The sequence below is a fragment of the Sediminibacterium ginsengisoli genome (assembly GCF_900167075.1).
Lineage (GTDB): Bacteria > Bacteroidota > Bacteroidia > Chitinophagales > Chitinophagaceae > Sediminibacterium > Sediminibacterium ginsengisoli.
Window position 1 is genome coordinate 208,343 of the sequence record NZ_FUWH01000003.1, and the last position, 15,870, is coordinate 224,212.

Sequence of the window (15,870 nt, forward strand, 5' to 3'; positions counted from 1 at the left end):
TAACACATCAATTATAATACTCCCAAAGCAACTTCGACAGTTTTTCAGTAAGCACCCACGCTTCGTTGGAACGGTCCCAGCTTTTGTCCTTGTTGTTCTTGGTGCAGATACAGAATATATAACGCGTTTTCTTTCCGTTCACGAATAATACTTCGCTGCGGCTGGCATCTACCGCGCCGTTCTTGCTTGCAACAAATACATCGGAAGGAATCTGGGAAATGGCATGTTCGTCCCAGAAATTACGTCCCAGCAAACGGAGCATTTTCTGGCTGACGCTGTCGCTGATGACCTTATTGTTCACGATCATTTCCATCAATGCCACCATTTCGCGGGGCGATGTTTGTCCCCAGCCGTATTGCAGGCGGTTGGGCTCACGGCCTGCTGTGCGGCTGTTCACCCGGGTTACTTTCAGTCCGAGGCTATCCATCAGTTCATTGATCCGTGTTCCTGTACCGGCAAGGCTTTGGAGCCAGAGGCTGGCGGTATTGTCGCTCGTGGTGAGCATGAGCATGATCACTTTACCAAGTTCTATCTTTTCATTGTTTTTGAATGAACCCAGGATATCTTCCCCCGCATAGAGTAAAGAGTCTTTATAGACAATTTTCTGATGATAGTCCAGTTCGTTGCGGTTGATCTTATCCATAATACCCGTCAGGATCTGCATTTTTACCATGGATGCTGTAGGGAATACGGAGTCTGCGTTGACGGCGATCACCCGGTTCTTCTGAAGATCATGAACATACACACCTACATCGCCGTTAAAACCATTGAGCAAAGCCGTCACCTGCGCCTGCAGGCGTTTATCGGTTTTCTGGGCGTAGCCGGTCAGAACGGTACCCAGGATACAAAAAGCCAGGAATATTTTTTTCATACGATGGAGTGTTTGGGAAGACAAGATAACTTTAAAAAATATTCGCCGCATCATTCCTGCCAGCGATCAGGCATGAAGATTGCAGAAAGCATGAAAAAGGTTATGAAAAAGATCTGCTACTCCCTGTTGCTCGTATTCACCTGTTTTTTCAGCAGCTGTGATTCTGTCAAAAACCTCGCCGGCAGCGTACTTTCCGAATACGATGCGGCCAATGCCATCCGCGAAGCGCTGATGCTGGGTACCAACAGTGGTGTGAACAGCCTTGGGCAGAAGGGATCTTTCAGCCGCGATGTACTGCTCAATGCGATCTTACCGCAGGAAGTGAATAAAGTGATCACGGCACTGGATAAGCTGGGACTGGCTTCACAGGTAAACCGCTTTACCAATACGCTGGATAATGCGGTGGTGGAATCAGTGAAAAGATCCGGTCCTATTTTCCTCAGCGGTATCAAACAGATGAGTATCCGCGATGCGATCGGTATCGTAAAGAATGGCGGCACTGCGGCAACAGATTACCTGCGCCGTACGGTTGGCGATACGCTTCGGGGTTCGGTACGGCCGGTTGTGAGAACAGCTTTGAACGAATACAATATTGCCAATGAATGGGATAAGCTGGTGAGCCCTGTGAAATCGATCATCGGCAATAACAGTATGCTGAATATAGACCTGGATAATATCCTGACCGTTATGCTCACCAACGAAATGTTCAAGCAGATCGAGATCCAGGAAACCGCAATCCGAACTCAGGCGGCAGCCCGCACCACGCCATTGCTGCAGCGTGTATTCGGGTCAGCGGCGGCGGCTAAATAATCAGGCTTCCCAGGCAGCGAGGATCTCTTCCGTATGATTTTTCGTATCAGGACGGGTGATGATCTTACGGATCACGCCTTTTTCATCGATCAGGAAAGTAGTGCGGATAGTGCCCATAAAAGTGCGCCCCATGAACTTTTTCTCGCCCCAGACCTGGTATTTGTTCACGATCTTCATGTCCTCATCGGCTACCAGCGGGAAAGGGAGCGTGAATTTCTGCTCGAATTTTTTATGGCTTTTTACTGTATCTGTGCTCACACCGATCACCTGGAAGCCCTTTCCGATCAGTTCAGAATAATTATCCCGAAGGTTACAGGCCTGGGCCGTACAACCCGGGGTATCGTCTTTCGGGTAAAAATAAAGCACAACCCTTTTCCCTTTATAATCCGCCAGGGAGATCGTATTTCCGTTCTGATCAACCCCTTTGAATGCCGGGGCTTTACCGCCTTCCTTAACTACTGCCATCGTGTAAGAAATTATATTTTTTTGCTATAAATACCTTCTAAAGCTGCAAATGTAGGTGTGAATCGCGCAGCAGATCTTTTATATTAACCCGAAAGACAGCTTTTTGTTTAAATAAGCTCCTGTTTTTTCGTTGCGCGGACGTACATTTGCACAATTTATTTTTTTGCAGCTATGCCCAAAGACAACTCCATCAAATCAGTACTTATTATCGGTTCCGGACCGATCATTATCGGTCAGGCCTGTGAATTCGACTATTCCGGCTCCCAGGCAGCGAGAAGCCTCCGCGAGGAAGGCATCAAAGTGATCCTGATCAACAGCAACCCGGCAACCATCATGACAGACCCGATGATGGCCGATAAAGTGTACCTGCTTCCGCTTACGGTAGAAAGTATCGAACAGATCCTCCAGGAGAACCAGATCGATGCCGTTCTGCCAACCATGGGCGGACAAACAGCCCTGAACCTCTCCAAAGAGGCCGATGAACTCGGGATCTGGGAAAAGTACAATGTACGTATGATCGGTGTAGACGTTGCAGCGATCGATACTGCCGAAGACCGTGAAAAGTTCAGACAGCTGATGGTGAAGATCGGAATGGCCGTGGCGCCGAGCCGTGTTGCGAACAGCTTCCTGGAAGGAAAGGAATTTGCACAGGAGATCGGCTTCCCGCTGGTGATCCGTCCTTCTTTCACCCTCGGAGGTACCGGCGGCGGATTTGTTCACTCTAAAGACGATCTGGATGCAGCACTGGACAGAGGTCTGAAAGCATCCCCTATCCATGAGGTACTGGTAGAAAAAGCAGTATTGGGCTGGAAGGAATATGAGCTGGAGCTGCTGAGAGACAAAAATGATAACGTGGTGATCATCTGTACCGTTGAGAACCTGGATCCGATGGGCGTTCACACCGGCGACTCGATCACCGTAGCACCGGCCATGACCCTCAGCGATACCGCGTTCCAGGAAATGCGTAACAAAGCGATCCTGATGATGCGCTCCCTCGGCAATTTTGCAGGCGGCTGTAACGTACAGTTTGCGCAGAATCCTGAAACGGAAGAGCTGATCGCTGTAGAGATCAACCCGCGTGTAAGCCGTTCTTCGGCGCTCGCGTCTAAAGCAACCGGTTACCCGATTGCGAAAATAGCAGCCAAACTGGCCATCGGTTATTCGCTCGATGAGCTGAAGAACCAGATCACCATGACCACTTCCGCTTATTTTGAGCCGGCGCTGGACTATGTGATCGTAAAAATGCCACGCTGGAACTTCGACAAATTCAAAGGTGCAAACGATACCCTCGGCCTGCAGATGAAGAGCGTGGGTGAGGTAATGGCAATCGGCAGAAGTTTCACCGAAGCAGTGCAGAAAGCCTGCCAGAGCCTGGAGAACGATGCTGTTGGCCTGGGTTATTATGGCAAAAGCCTGATGAAGAGCGATGAACTGATGGAGTATATCAAGACCCCGAAATGGGACCGTATCTTCCGCATCAAAGACGCGCTGATGCAGGGCACTACCATCAAATCCATTGTACAGGCAACCGGTATCGACCGCTGGTTCATCTACCAGATCCAGCTGATCTGCAATATGGAAAAAGAACTGGCTACTTATTCAATCGATACCATTCCTGCCGATCTGCTGAAAGACGCCAAGAAAAACGGCTTCTCCGATGCACAGATCGCTAAGATCCTGCACGGCGATTGTACAGACGACCAGGTATATGAAAAAAGGAAGGCCCTTGGTATCACCCGTGTTTACAAAATGGTGGATACCTGCAGTGCTGAATTCGAAGCGAAAACGCCTTATTTCTACAGCACTTTCGAAAACTAATCGGTTCTGTTCCTGATACGATAAGCCATCCCCGCAGGATGGCTTATTTATTTCCGGGGATGCCGGTTTTTATGCCTTGGCGGATTTGGTCTATATTTAAAGCATTATATTTTAAAAATGTTCCCCCGAATATGAAATACAAACTGGAAAAACCGCTTCATGGAGAGATCGGCACGGCAAAATACCAGTGTACCATCAGCTGGCGCAACGGCCAGTTCATCTCTGACGAACCGGTGAGCGCCGGAGGTAAGGACGAAGGGCCGGATCCGTTTACCCTGCTTTTATCCTCCCTCGCATCCTGCACGCTGATTACACTGCGGATGTATATCGACCGTAAAGGGATGGATATTCCGCAGATCTCTGTTAATGCCAATCTTTACCAGGAGATCAAAGAAGAAAAACTCGTTACTACCATCGACAGGGATATTGTATTTCACAGTGAGATCAGTGATGAAGTGAAGAACAAACTGGTTGAAATAGCCAAACTATGCCCCGTATCCAAAATACTGGAAGGCGATACACATATCAGAACTTTCGTTTTTAAAGACGATGTGAACGCCAAAACCATCAACTACAAAAACGATGAGATCACGGTAGACTGGAAGCCGGAGTTCTGCCAGCACTCAACGCGTTGCTGGAAAGACCTGCTGCAGGTATTTGATCCGAGAGTGAAAAAGTGGATCAATGTAGACGGAGCCAGCGCGGAAAGAATTAAAGAACAGGTAGAGCGTTGTCCTTCGGGTGCACTCAGCTTCCGGTACAACGAGGACAAACCTGAAGTTCCGGTATAATTTTTACAGGTAGCAAGCAAATATTCCCATACCCACAAGAACAGATTTCATGACACAAATTAGAACCGTTATCACCGGTATAGGCAGCTATATCCCTCCTCATATCAAAACCAATAAGGATTTTGCTGCGCAGGAATTTTATTCTGAAGATCATGAACAGATCCTTACTCCCTCTCAGGAGATCATTGAAAAGTTCAGAGACATAACGGGTATCGAAGAACGCAGGTATGCAGGAAATGAGTTCAATACTTCCGATATGGCTACCATTGCCGCAAGACATGCCATTGAAGATGCGAAGATCGACCCTGAAACCATTGACCAGATCATCGTGGCGCATAATTTCGGCAACGTGATCAAGGATACCATCCAGACCGACATACTTCCATCACTTGCATCCCGCGTAAAACATGCATTGGGTATCCGTAACCCGGCCTGCGTTGCCTATGATATACTGTTCGGTTGCCCGGGCTGGATACAGGGTGTGATCCATGCCGATGCATTTATCAAAGCAGGCATTGCCCAAAGATGCCTCGTGGTTGGTGCCGAAGCACTGAGCCGTGTACTTGATCCTTATGACCGCGACAGCATGATCTTCAGCGATGGAGCAGGCGCTACCGTGGTGGAAGGTATTGATACAGGTGAAAGCGGTGCAGGCATTCTCGGTTCTGCAGTACAAAGCCATTGCATAGATGAGGCTTTCTATTTATACATGGGAAAATCCAATTATCCCGATTCCGACCCAAGAGTGCGTTATATCAAAATGAAAGGCCGGAAAGTATATGAATATGCCATCAAACAAGTACCGCTTGCCATGAAATCCTGTCTGGACCAGTGCGGCATTCATGTTACCGAAGTGAAGAAATTCTTCCTGCACCAGGCCAATGAAAAAATGGATGAAGGCTTTATTAAAGTATTGTATAAACTCTACGGATTAAGAGAAGTTCCCGCCGAAGTAATGCCAATGTGCATCCACAAGCTGGGCAACAGTTCCGTAGCCACCATTCCCACCCTGCTCGATCTCGTAAAACGCGGTATTTTAGATGATCATTCTTTAAACAAAGGCGATGTGATCATGTTTGCATCGGTTGGTGCAGGGATGAATATAAATGCGATCTGTTATCGGATCTAATGAGTTATTTAACCAATAAAAAGCCCGTCCTGACTATATCAGACGGGCTTTTCTATATCTGTTTATTTCATTCGGTTAATATCCCCTTACATTTCTTCCTTCGAGGTAATTCAGGAATGCTTTGTTTACTACGCGGTTACCACCCGGTGTAGGGTAATTACCGGTGAAGTACCAGTCGCCGGTATTGGTAGGGCAACTGTCGTGCAGGTCTTCGATCGTCTGGTAGATCACCTGAACTTCGGTAGTTACATCTGCAGGCGTGATCAGTTGTGCGATCTTGTCTGAGATCTCCTGGGTTGTAAACGGCTTATAGATCTGCCTTACTACGTTCTCTGTATGCAGTTGATTGGAGTCCTGCAGTTCTTTGATCCTGTCCTGCACTTCCGTGAGCACATGTTCCATATTCCTTTCTTTCAGCAGGGCAATGGCTGCGCGGAAAGCGATGAAATCACCGAGTTTACTCATATCGATACCATAGCAATCCGGGTAGCGGATCTGTGGTGCTGAAGAAACAACGATGATCTTCTTCGGGTGCAGGCGCGACAGCATCCGTACAATGCTTTCTTTCAGTGTGGTTCCGCGAACAATACTATCGTCTATTACCACCAGTGTATCTTCTCCTTTCTGAACGGTACCGTAGGTGATATCGTATACGTGCTGCACCATTTCGTTGCGGTTGGCATCTTCGGTAATGAAAGTGCGCAGTTTCACATCTTTAATGGCAATCTTTTCCTGGCGGATCTTACGGTTGATCATTTCCTCGAGCTTGTCGGGCGTAAAATCATTACCCCAGCTGAGAATTCTTTCAAGCTTGATTTTATTCAGGTATTCTTCCATTCCCTTTACCAGTCCGAAGAATGCTACTTCAGCGGTATTCGGGATATAGGAGAAAATCGTTCTTTTCAGATCGTAGTTGATGCTTTCCAGTACGGTTTTGCTGAGATGGTGCCCCAGTGCGATCCGTTCGCGGTAGATCTTTTCGTCGCTGCCGCGTGAAAAATAAATCCTTTCAAAGCTGCAGGCCCTGCGTTCGCGGGGTTCGAGCACCTGTTCTATGCGGTAGCTGCCGTCTGCATCAACGATCAGTGCATTACCCGGCATCAGTTCCATCACTTCATTCTCGCCAACATTAAACGTAGTGCGGATAGCGGCGCGTTCACTGGCGGCTACGATCACTTCGTCATTAATATAATAATAGGCAGGGCGGATACCATGTGCATCACGCATTACAAAGCTGTTGCCATTGCCGAGCAGACCACCAATGGTATAACCGCCATCGAAAAGCGGGGTTGCTTTTTTCAATACCTGCAGCACATCTGCGGTATCGGGGTTCAGGTCGTCTTCTTTTACGAGAAAATGGTGGATCACTTCCAGCATGGCAGCCAGGTCGCTCTGTTTCTGGAACTCGCCCGGTGTCATGTTGATCATTTCGAACAGTTCGTCCGTATTCACGAGGTTGAAATTCCCGGCGAGCGCTATATTCTTGCCCGGACCGATATTCCTTTTTATGAAGGGGTGACAGAACTCAACATTATTCTTACCCTGTGTACCGTACCTCAGATGCCCCAGGAGTAATTCGCCGAGGTAAGGCAGGTGACCTTTCATGAGGCCCGGGTGCTGCCGGATATCCGGCTGGTGCCTTTCCAGTTCTGCCAGTTCCTGGCCTACTTTGAAAAAGATGTCCGCTATCGGTTGCGGGGCATTGCTGCGCATACGGTGGAGAAAGGGGTAACCCGGCTCCGTGTTCAGTTTAACGGCAGCGATTCCGGCGCCATCCTGGCCGCGGTTATGCTGTTTTTCCATTAAAAGATACAGCTTGTTAAGGCCGTAAGTGACTGTTCCGTGTTGCTGCAGATAATAGGAGAAGGGCTTTCTCAATCGAATATAGGCAAGGCCACACTCGTGTTTGATCTCGTCGCTCATGATGGTAATTAAAAAGAAGTGGCGAAGTTACAACTCCGCCACGTTTTACAAAGGTTAATTATATGCAGGATTCATTTCAGGATGCAGCGACTCTGCCAGCCACAGGAATTCCTTCATAAACACGTCTACATTCTTCCTGAAAGCCTCGTCTGTCAGACGCCCGCTCTCATCAAATTTCTTATCCACAAAGGGCGTGATCAGCATATTCGGCGATGCTACACCGAAAAGCGCCGCAATGAGCAGCAGCAACTGCTGGCTCGAGCGCATTCCGCCCAATGCTCCGGTAGATGCGGTTACCACGCCGAAAGCCTTGTGCGACTGCTTGGGAAAATGATCCAGCAGGTTCTGCAGGGCCGGCGAATAACTCGCATTATATTCCGGTGTTACCAGGATAAAAGCATCTGCCGCAAACATTCTTTCCGCTAAAGGTTTGAACGGATCCGGGGTTTTGTCAACGCTGGTGAAAACGTCCTGCAGCAAAGGCAGGTTCCAGTCGCGCACATCGATCACACCAATATTGTGGCGGGTATGCGCGGCAAGGTGCTTTTCCAGGAAAAGGGTCAGCCTGTTCGTTACACTATCCTTTCTCGGGCTGCCTGATATTATCTCTATGTTCATGGGCCATGATTTTAGCCTGCAGAACGATCAGCGGCTTAAGCCTGTTTGATCATCTGTACAGACAGGTGCAGCTTTACATCGTCGCTCACTACCACACCACCCGCTTCGGTTACCGCGCCCCAGGTAAGACCGAATTCCTTACGGTTGATCTTGCCATTGATCTCGAAACCAGCTTTCACATTTCCCCAGGGATCTGTCATTGTTCCGCCGTATTCTACGTCCAGTTCAATGGTCTTTGTTACGTCGCGGATGGTAAAGTCGCCGGTGAGTTTGTATTCATCTTCACCCAGCTTTGTAAAGCTTTTCGATACAAAACTAAGTTTTGGAAATTTATCAGCCGCAAAGAAATCTTCACCTTTCAGGTGTGCGTCGCGCTGTTCATTGTTGGTGCTCACGCTGTCTGCATCTGCTTCGAAAGTGATTTTAGCATCGCTGAAATCTTCTTTATCGGCTTCCATAGTAGCATCAAATGCTGTAAAACGGCCGGTAACATTGGTGATCATGAGGTGTTTCACTTTAAAAGTGATCTCGCTGTGTGCTGAATCGATTTTGTAGGTTGACATTTTTATTGTTTTTTAATTTTTGACGAATAAGATAATCTGATCTATAAGTTACGTATTCTATTCTTCAATCAATACGCCCATTTTTCCCAGCTGGTAGTCACGGAAAGCTTCCATCAGCTCAGTCTGGCTGTTCATCACGAACGGACCATGAGAAACGACCGGTTCATTCAGCGGCTCTCCCGAACCCAGGAAAAACCTGGTATCTTCCAGCGCTTCCAGCTCAATGCCTTCACCGTCTGTATCCAATACCGCTGTAAAATGCGCATCCAGTTCTTCTTTGCCTGCTGCAAACAGCTTGCCATCCAACAGGTAGATAAATGCATTGTGATGCTGAGGAAGCAGGAAATAATAACGGCCGCCTTTCTTCATATCCACTGTAAACGTATTTACCGAAGTATAGCTGTGAATCGGACCTTTTACGCTGTTGAGTTCGCCGGATACAACACGGATGGTTGTGCGGCCGTCTTCCGAAACAATTACGGGTGTTGCTTCCGCGGTGAGTGGCTGGTAAGCGGGCGCATCCATTTTATGTGCAGCAGGTGTGTTCACCCATAACTGAAGCAATTCCTGTCTGCCGCCCAGTTCTTCTATATTAACCGGAGGTCTTTCACTGTGGATCACACCCATTCCTGCATTCATCCATTGGGTACCACCGGCATAGATCACGCTGTTGTTACCGCGGCTGTCGCGGTGATGCACACCACCTTTGAAGATAAAAGTAACCGGCGAGAATCCCCTGTGCGGGTGCGGACCAACGCCCGCCTGCATTACAGGAACATCCGGATCTACTTCCAGGTTAGCGTGGTGCAACAAAAGGAAAGGATCTATCTGTTCCGCCTTGCGGGATGGAAAAGCCTGCCTCACCGGAAAGCCGCCCATATCCATCTCGTTGGCGTATACAATTGTTTTAATGGTTCTGTTTTTCATATCAGGCCTCCCTGAAATTCATGGGTACATCAATTAATAATATTTCTGCATCGGTGCCGGCTTTTATATCAAGGGCTTCAGTTTCCCAGATACCCAGTCCGTCTCTCATTTCCAGTTCCTGTCCGTTAATGGAAACCTGACCCTTGATAACAAAAGCATACACGCCATTTCCTGCCTTACGTACCTTATATCCTGTTTCGAAACCGGCTTCCAGGTTGGCCAGGGAAAACCAGGCGTCCTGGTTAATCCACACTGCCTTCTCATCATCGGGCGCCACTACGGTAAGCACCTGGTTCAACCTGTCTTCCGGTTTGAAAGATTTTTGTTCGTATCGTGGTTTGATATTGATCTCTTTGGGGAATACCCAGATCTGCAGGAATTTCACCGGCCGATCCTTGTTGGCATTCATCTCACTGTGTGCGATACCGCTGCCCGCGCTCATGATCTGAACATCGTGCTGGCGGATGATCTCGTTACGACCCGTACTGTCCTGGTGATGCAGATCGCCCTCCAGTGGTATGGATACGATCTCCATATTCTCGTGCGGGTGTTTGCCAAAACCCAGTCCCTGCGCTACCGTATCATCATTCAATACCCGCAGCGCTCCGAAATGAACCCTTTCAGGATCCTGGTAACCGCTGAAGCTGAACGTGTGGTAACTGTTGAGCCAGCCATGGTTGGCATGTCCTCTTGTTCCGGCTTTGTGCAATACTGTTTTCATTTTTTCTCCTTTTTTAAATGTACGTGTACGTACATGTATTTATCTAAAAAAATTTTACTCCTCGTTTTCCCTTACTTTTTCAAGCAGGCTGTTCAGCGCGGCACCTTCCTCTTCGCTGATGGTGAGCACTTCCCCGAACAGACGATCAATTTTCACAGAGCTTTCGGCAAGCAAACGCATTCCCCGTTCTGTTAAGGTGATCACCGTTTCGCGCTTATCGAATGCCGATGTGGATCTTTCCACCAGTTTCTTCAATTCCAGCCTGTCGATAATACGCGGCACATTCGAGTTCTTTTCGATCATCCGGCAGGCAATGTTCTTTACGCACATCTGTTCCGGATAACTACCCTTCAGGATCCGCAGCACATTGTACTGTTCATGTGTAAGGCCGAACGCCTTCAATTCCTTGCTTGTTACTGTTTTCAACCACCAGGCCGTATACAGAATATTAAGTCCTGCCTTCTGCACTTCACTCTTGAATTTTGTACTTTGTATGGCTTGCTCCAATTTCACTACACAAATGTATGTACATACATCTAATTTTCCAAATTCTTTTTGCAAAAAAAATCCTCCCGGGTTGCGGGAGGATCTATCTGGCTGTCATTCAGTGAATTAGTTTTTAGACGTATGAACGGTTTCTGCTGCTTTTCTCCACTCGTCGAGGCCTGAACAGCCTGCGAACTGCTTGTCGATGTTCACATAATAAGTCGGGATATGCTCTTTGAACCATTTTTCGAGCGTGCTGTTCTTTTTCTCTTCCAGCGCTCTTTTGGCTACGCGGTCATAATCTTCTTTCAGGTTTTCCCGGTGTGGCTCTGTACGTGTTTTCAGGTATACGATCCTTACCACTTTGCGGCCTCGCTCGTCTGTGATCACCTGTGGTTTTGAATATTCACCAGGTTTCAGGTCTTTCAGCGCCACTACCATGTCTTTATCCAGCTGGTCGATGGTGAGGAAAGTTGATCCGTCCATAGGTGAAGTGATGGAACCTGCATTGAATTTACTGTTCTCATCATCACTGTATTTGCTTACGCCTTCGCCGAAGCCAATAGCGCCGCTGATCAGTTTGGTACGTACAGAATCTGCCCGCTGGGTTGTTTCTTTGATCTCATCATCTGTTACCGGCGGAATACGCAGGATATGACGTACAACAGCTTCATCGCCGGAACGGCTTACCATCTGTATGATATGCAGACCGAACTTTGATTTTACCACGGGTGAAACCTGGCCTTCTTTCAGACGGAAAGATGCTGCCATGAATGCAGGATCCCAGTTTTTATCGTTACGGTTAAGTGTGTACTGACCACCGGTTTCTTTACTTCCCGGATCTTCTGAGTAAAGTTTTACCAGCTGCTCGAATTTCTGTGCGCCTGTCTCTATCCGCTTTTTATAATCGTACATCTGCTTGGACACATATTCTTCCACATCGCGGTTGGCTTTGGGGTGGAATACGATCTGGCTTACTTCCACTTCACTTTCGTAGAATGGGAGGCTGTCTTTTGGTGTACGGCTGTAATAAGCTTTTACTTCATTCGGTGTGATCTTGATATTTTCGAGGATCTTGCTCTGCATCTGTTCGGAAAGCTTTTGTTCCCTTACTGCGTCTTTTGCGTCTTCCTTGATCTGGTAAACTGTTTTACCCGCGATCTCTTCGAGCACGTCTTTTGATCCGTATTGCTGAATGGCCCGGCGGATCCTGTTATCCAGGTCGCCTTCGATCTCTTCATCAGATACGGTGAGTGAATCTTTCTGTGCCTGCAGCATGAGCGCTTTGCGGATCAGCTGACCTTCCAGCACCTGGCATTCGGTTGGGAGAATTACTCCTTCCTGACCCTGGGTCTGGCGTTTGATATCTGAAATTGCGTTGACAATATCTGAATGCAGGATGATCTTGTCGCCCACCTGGCCCACGATCTTATCTGCCACCACTTTCTTGGTTTGCGCCGTAACCGATACAGTGGTTACTCCTGCGGCGAGTAATGCCAGTAAAAATGCCTTTTTCATACGTTTCAATATCTTTCAAAAATAGGCAATAGCCTGTGGTTTCGCTTTTTGTGAAGGGCTTTTAACAAAATTTATGTTCCTGCAGAAACAGAGAAGGTATGAATATTTCGTTCATACCTTCCCCGGCGGTCAAAAATTGTCTTTATTATAATGTTCTCTTTACTTCTTCTTCTTCGAACGCTTCTACGATATCGCCTACTTTCAGGTCGTTGTAGTTTTTGATGGTCAGACCGCACTCCATATTGGATGCCACTTCCTTCACATCGTCCTTGAAGCGTTTCAGGCTGCCAAGTTCGCCGCTCTGGCCCTCGCCTTTGGGATATTCCACGATACCATCGCGGATGATCCTGATCTTGCTGTTGCGGGCGATCTTTCCTTCCAGTACATAACAACCGGCAACCGTTGCCTTGTCGAACTTGTACACTTCGCGTACTTCCACGTTGGCAGTGATCTTCTCCTGGAATTTCGGTTCGAGCATCCCTTCCATCGCGCTTTTAACCTCGTCGATAGCGGTATAGATGATCGAGTACAGTTTGATCTCCACGCCTTCTGTTTCTGCCAGCCTGTTGGCCTGCATAGACGGACGGACGTTAAAGCCCACGATGATGGCATCTGATGCTGTTGCCAGCAATACATCACTTTCGGAGATCTGACCCACGCCCTTGTGTACAACGCGTACCGCGATCTCTTCGGTTGAGAGTTTCTGCAGTGAATCGCTCAATGCTTCCACAGAACCGTCCACATCACCCTTGATGATAATGTTCAGTTCCTTGAAGTTTCCGAGCGCCAGTCGGCGTCCGATCTCATCCAGTGTGATATGTTTACGTGCACGGAGACCCTGCTCACGCACGAGCTGCGCACGTTTGGTTGCTACTTCCTTCGCTTCTGATTCGTCCTCGTACATCCTGAACTTCTCACCAGCCTGCGGCGCTCCGTTCAGACCCAGTATCACTACCGGTGTTGATGGCGGCGCTACTTCGATACGCTGGTTACGTTCGTTGAACATGGCTTTTACACGACCATAATACTGGCCCGATACGATCAGGTCGCCCTGTCTGAGGGTTCCGTTCTGTACCAGCATGGTGGCCACATAACCACGGCCTTTATCGAGTGATGCTTCGATGATGGTTCCGGATGCATCCCTGTTCGGGTTTGCTTTCAGATCCAGCAATTCGGCTTCGAGCAATACTTTTTCAAGCAGCAGGTCTACATTCAGCCCCTGTTTTGCAGAGAGTTCCTGGTTCTGGAACTTACCGCCCCAGGCTTCCACGAGGATGTTCATCTGCGACAGCTGCTCGTATATTTTCTGCGGATTTGCTCCGTCTTTATCGATCTTGTTCACCGCGAAGATCATCGGTACACCCGCTGCCTGTGAGTGGCTGATGGCTTCTTTGGTCTGTGGCATCACAGCGTCATCCGCTGCTACCACGATGATTGCGATATCCGTTACTTTGGCACCACGTGCACGCATCGCTGTAAACGCTTCGTGACCCGGGGTATCCAGGAAAGTGATGGCTTTTCCGTTTGGCAGGGTTACCTCATAGGCACCGATGTGCTGGGTGATACCTCCGGCCTCACCGGCTACCACATTTGCATTACGGATATAATCGAGCAATGAAGTTTTACCGTGGTCGACGTGACCCATGATCGTTACGATCGGCGCACGTGGTACCAGTTCTGCTTCATCATCTTCATCCTCTTCTTCCTCCATTTCGGTGGCATCTTCAAGGCCGATGAATTCCACTTCAAAACCATATTCACTGGCTACCAGCTCAATTACTTCCGCATCGAGACGCTGGTTGATCGATACCATGATACCGAGGTTCATACACTTGCCGATCACATCAGCGAAGCTTACGTCCATCAGGTTGGCCAGTTCACTTACCGTTACAAATTCCGTTACCTGCAGCTTGTTGTCGTCGGTCATTTCGCCCATCGACTCAGCGGCCTCGTCTCGTTTTGCACGGCGGTATTTTGCTTTCAGGCTCTTTCCGCGTCCGCCCGTTCCGGCCAGTTTGGCCTGGGTTTCACGTATTTTCTCCTGAATTGCTTTCTGATCTATTTCTTTCTCTTCCGGCGTACGGCGTGGTGCATTACGATCGTTGCGGTTTCCGCCACGGTTATTACCACCCGGTCCGCGGTTATCGCGGTTGAAACCTCCGCCCTGCTGGTTGCGGTTGTTGTTGGCCGGAACGATCGGCCTGTTTGGTCCGGTTGTTGGTCTGCCACTGGCATCGCGCTGTACATTCGCACCTGGCTGTCCGCCACCGTCTTTTTTATCCAGCGGAATACGCTTGCGTTTGCGTTTCTCGTCCCTGGCCATTGGTTTGGGGCGGGTATCGCTGTTTACGGGTAATTCTATTTTACCAAGGATCTTCGGTCCTTCAAGTTTCTCGGCCTTGATATTGGTGATCACCGGTCCTGCTTCTTCCGTTGTTGTTTCCGGAGCTGGGGCTGCGGTTACAGGTGCGGCCGGAGCTGCTACCGGTTCTGCCGGAGTTTCCGCCACAGGTGCAGGTGCCGGAGCGGGTGCAGGCTGTGGTTTTTCTTCGGCTGCAGGCTCTTCTTTTTTCTTCGCTGCCTTTTTAGGCCTTGTTGAAGAGTCTATCGCAGAGAGGTCTATTTTATTAATGACTTTCGGCGCTTCAATCTCAGGTGCTTCGATCTTCACCGTATCTGCCGGGGCAGGCGCTGGTTCTGGTGCCGGAGGGGCTACCGGTTCTGCAGGCACTTCTGCTACAGGAGCGGGAGCCGCAGGTGCAGGCGCAGGTTGCGGTTCTGCCGGTTTAGGCGCTTCTTCTGCCGGTTCTTCTTTTGCAGGCTTCTTCTCTTCTTTCTTGAATACGATCTCCTCTTCGTCCTTCCTCTTCTTTGCATCCGCCTGTGCGGCTTTGGGTATCTCTACCAGGTCTGCCTTGTTCTTAGCCACTTTGTCGCTCTGGAACTCTGCCTGAAGCGCATAGTACTGCTCTTCCTGCAGCTTGGCGGTGGGCTTCAGGTCATCTCGGTTAAATCCTTTCTTCACAAGAAATTCAATCAGGGTGTCCTGCCCGATATTGAACTCCTTGGCGGCTGCTAACAGTCTGGGTAATTTCAGTTCTGACATTAAATGTTTTTTAGTCCGTAGGCCAGGGCTTATGCCGATGACCTTTTTTGTTGCTGCCCTTATTCAGGGACTTATTGAAACAATTTTGCCGGCGACTTTTTTGTTTGCGTTTTTCAAAGCCTTC

14 protein-coding genes are annotated in these 15,870 nt (G+C 48.7%); 4 read left to right on the plus strand and 10 right to left on the minus strand.

Annotated features, from left to right (window positions below; genetic code table 11):
• Positions 1 to 7 precede the first annotated feature (7 nt).
• Positions 8 to 871, minus strand: coding sequence for a serine hydrolase (locus tag B5D42_RS06650; RefSeq protein WP_078830679.1), 864 nt, complete (start codon positions 869 to 871; stop codon positions 8 to 10).
• A 102-nt stretch (positions 872 to 973) separates the two neighbouring features.
• Between B5D42_RS06650 and B5D42_RS06655 the strand changes: the two genes are divergently transcribed.
• Positions 974 to 1,681, plus strand: coding sequence for a DUF4197 domain-containing protein (locus tag B5D42_RS06655; protein ID WP_176112927.1), 708 nt, complete (start codon positions 974 to 976; stop codon positions 1,679 to 1,681).
• On the opposite strand, the gene bcp is transcribed toward B5D42_RS06655, so the two are convergent.
• Positions 1,682 to 2,146: a thioredoxin-dependent thiol peroxidase gene (bcp, locus tag B5D42_RS06660; protein ID WP_078830681.1), complete on the minus strand. Its 465-nt coding sequence runs from the start codon at positions 2,144 to 2,146 to the stop codon at positions 1,682 to 1,684.
• Positions 2,147 to 2,317: 171 nt separating this feature from the next.
• Between bcp and carB the strand changes: the two genes are divergently transcribed.
• The 3 genes from carB to B5D42_RS06675 all read left to right on the plus strand — a co-directional run bounded on the left by carB (position 2,318) and on the right by B5D42_RS06675 (position 5,884).
• Positions 2,318 to 3,964 (plus strand): carbamoyl-phosphate synthase large subunit, encoded by a 1,647-nt coding sequence (carB, locus tag B5D42_RS06665; RefSeq protein ID WP_078830682.1) that lies wholly within the window; start codon positions 2,318 to 2,320, stop codon positions 3,962 to 3,964.
• A 131-nt stretch (positions 3,965 to 4,095) separates the two neighbouring features.
• The gene (locus tag B5D42_RS06670) at positions 4,096 to 4,755 is read left to right on the plus strand and encodes a (4Fe-4S)-binding protein (RefSeq protein WP_078830978.1); all 660 of its coding nucleotides are present in this window, start codon (positions 4,096 to 4,098) and stop codon (positions 4,753 to 4,755) included.
• 49 nt (positions 4,756 to 4,804) lie between these two features.
• The gene (locus tag B5D42_RS06675; protein WP_078830683.1) at positions 4,805 to 5,884 is read left to right on the plus strand and encodes a 3-oxoacyl-ACP synthase III family protein; all 1,080 of its coding nucleotides are present in this window, start codon (positions 4,805 to 4,807) and stop codon (positions 5,882 to 5,884) included.
• Positions 5,885 to 5,959: 75 nt separating this feature from the next.
• Here B5D42_RS06675 and B5D42_RS06680 read toward each other — a convergent pair whose 3' ends face one another.
• The 8 genes from B5D42_RS06680 to infB all read right to left on the minus strand — a co-directional run bounded on the left by B5D42_RS06680 (position 5,960) and on the right by infB (position 15,746).
• A complete protein-coding gene (locus tag B5D42_RS06680) occupies positions 5,960 to 7,807 on the minus strand; it encodes an amidophosphoribosyltransferase (protein ID WP_078830684.1) in 1,848 nt (615 codons plus the stop codon).
• Between the two features lie 54 nt (positions 7,808 to 7,861).
• Positions 7,862 to 8,425: an NADPH-dependent FMN reductase gene (locus B5D42_RS06685; RefSeq protein WP_078830685.1), complete on the minus strand. Its 564-nt coding sequence runs from the start codon at positions 8,423 to 8,425 to the stop codon at positions 7,862 to 7,864.
• Between the two features lie 35 nt (positions 8,426 to 8,460).
• Positions 8,461 to 8,988, minus strand: a complete 528-nt coding sequence (locus B5D42_RS06690) for a YceI family protein (protein WP_078830686.1) — start codon at positions 8,986 to 8,988, stop codon at positions 8,461 to 8,463.
• Positions 8,989 to 9,045: 57 nt separating this feature from the next.
• Positions 9,046 to 9,915 (minus strand): pirin family protein, encoded by an 870-nt coding sequence (locus tag B5D42_RS06695; RefSeq protein WP_078830687.1) that lies wholly within the window; start codon positions 9,913 to 9,915, stop codon positions 9,046 to 9,048.
• 1 nt (position 9,916) lies between these two features.
• Complete coding sequence (locus B5D42_RS06700; RefSeq protein WP_078830688.1) at positions 9,917 to 10,636, minus strand: pirin family protein; 720 nt, start codon at positions 10,634 to 10,636, stop codon at positions 9,917 to 9,919.
• 54 nt (positions 10,637 to 10,690) lie between these two features.
• Positions 10,691 to 11,149, minus strand: a complete 459-nt coding sequence (locus B5D42_RS06705; RefSeq protein WP_176112928.1) for a MarR family winged helix-turn-helix transcriptional regulator — start codon at positions 11,147 to 11,149, stop codon at positions 10,691 to 10,693.
• A 99-nt stretch (positions 11,150 to 11,248) separates the two neighbouring features.
• Complete coding sequence (locus B5D42_RS06710) at positions 11,249 to 12,640, minus strand: peptidylprolyl isomerase (RefSeq protein WP_078830690.1); 1,392 nt, start codon at positions 12,638 to 12,640, stop codon at positions 11,249 to 11,251.
• Between the two features lie 145 nt (positions 12,641 to 12,785).
• A complete protein-coding gene (infB, locus tag B5D42_RS06715; protein WP_078830691.1) occupies positions 12,786 to 15,746 on the minus strand; it encodes a translation initiation factor IF-2 in 2,961 nt (986 codons plus the stop codon).
• Positions 15,747 to 15,870 lie beyond the last annotated feature (124 nt).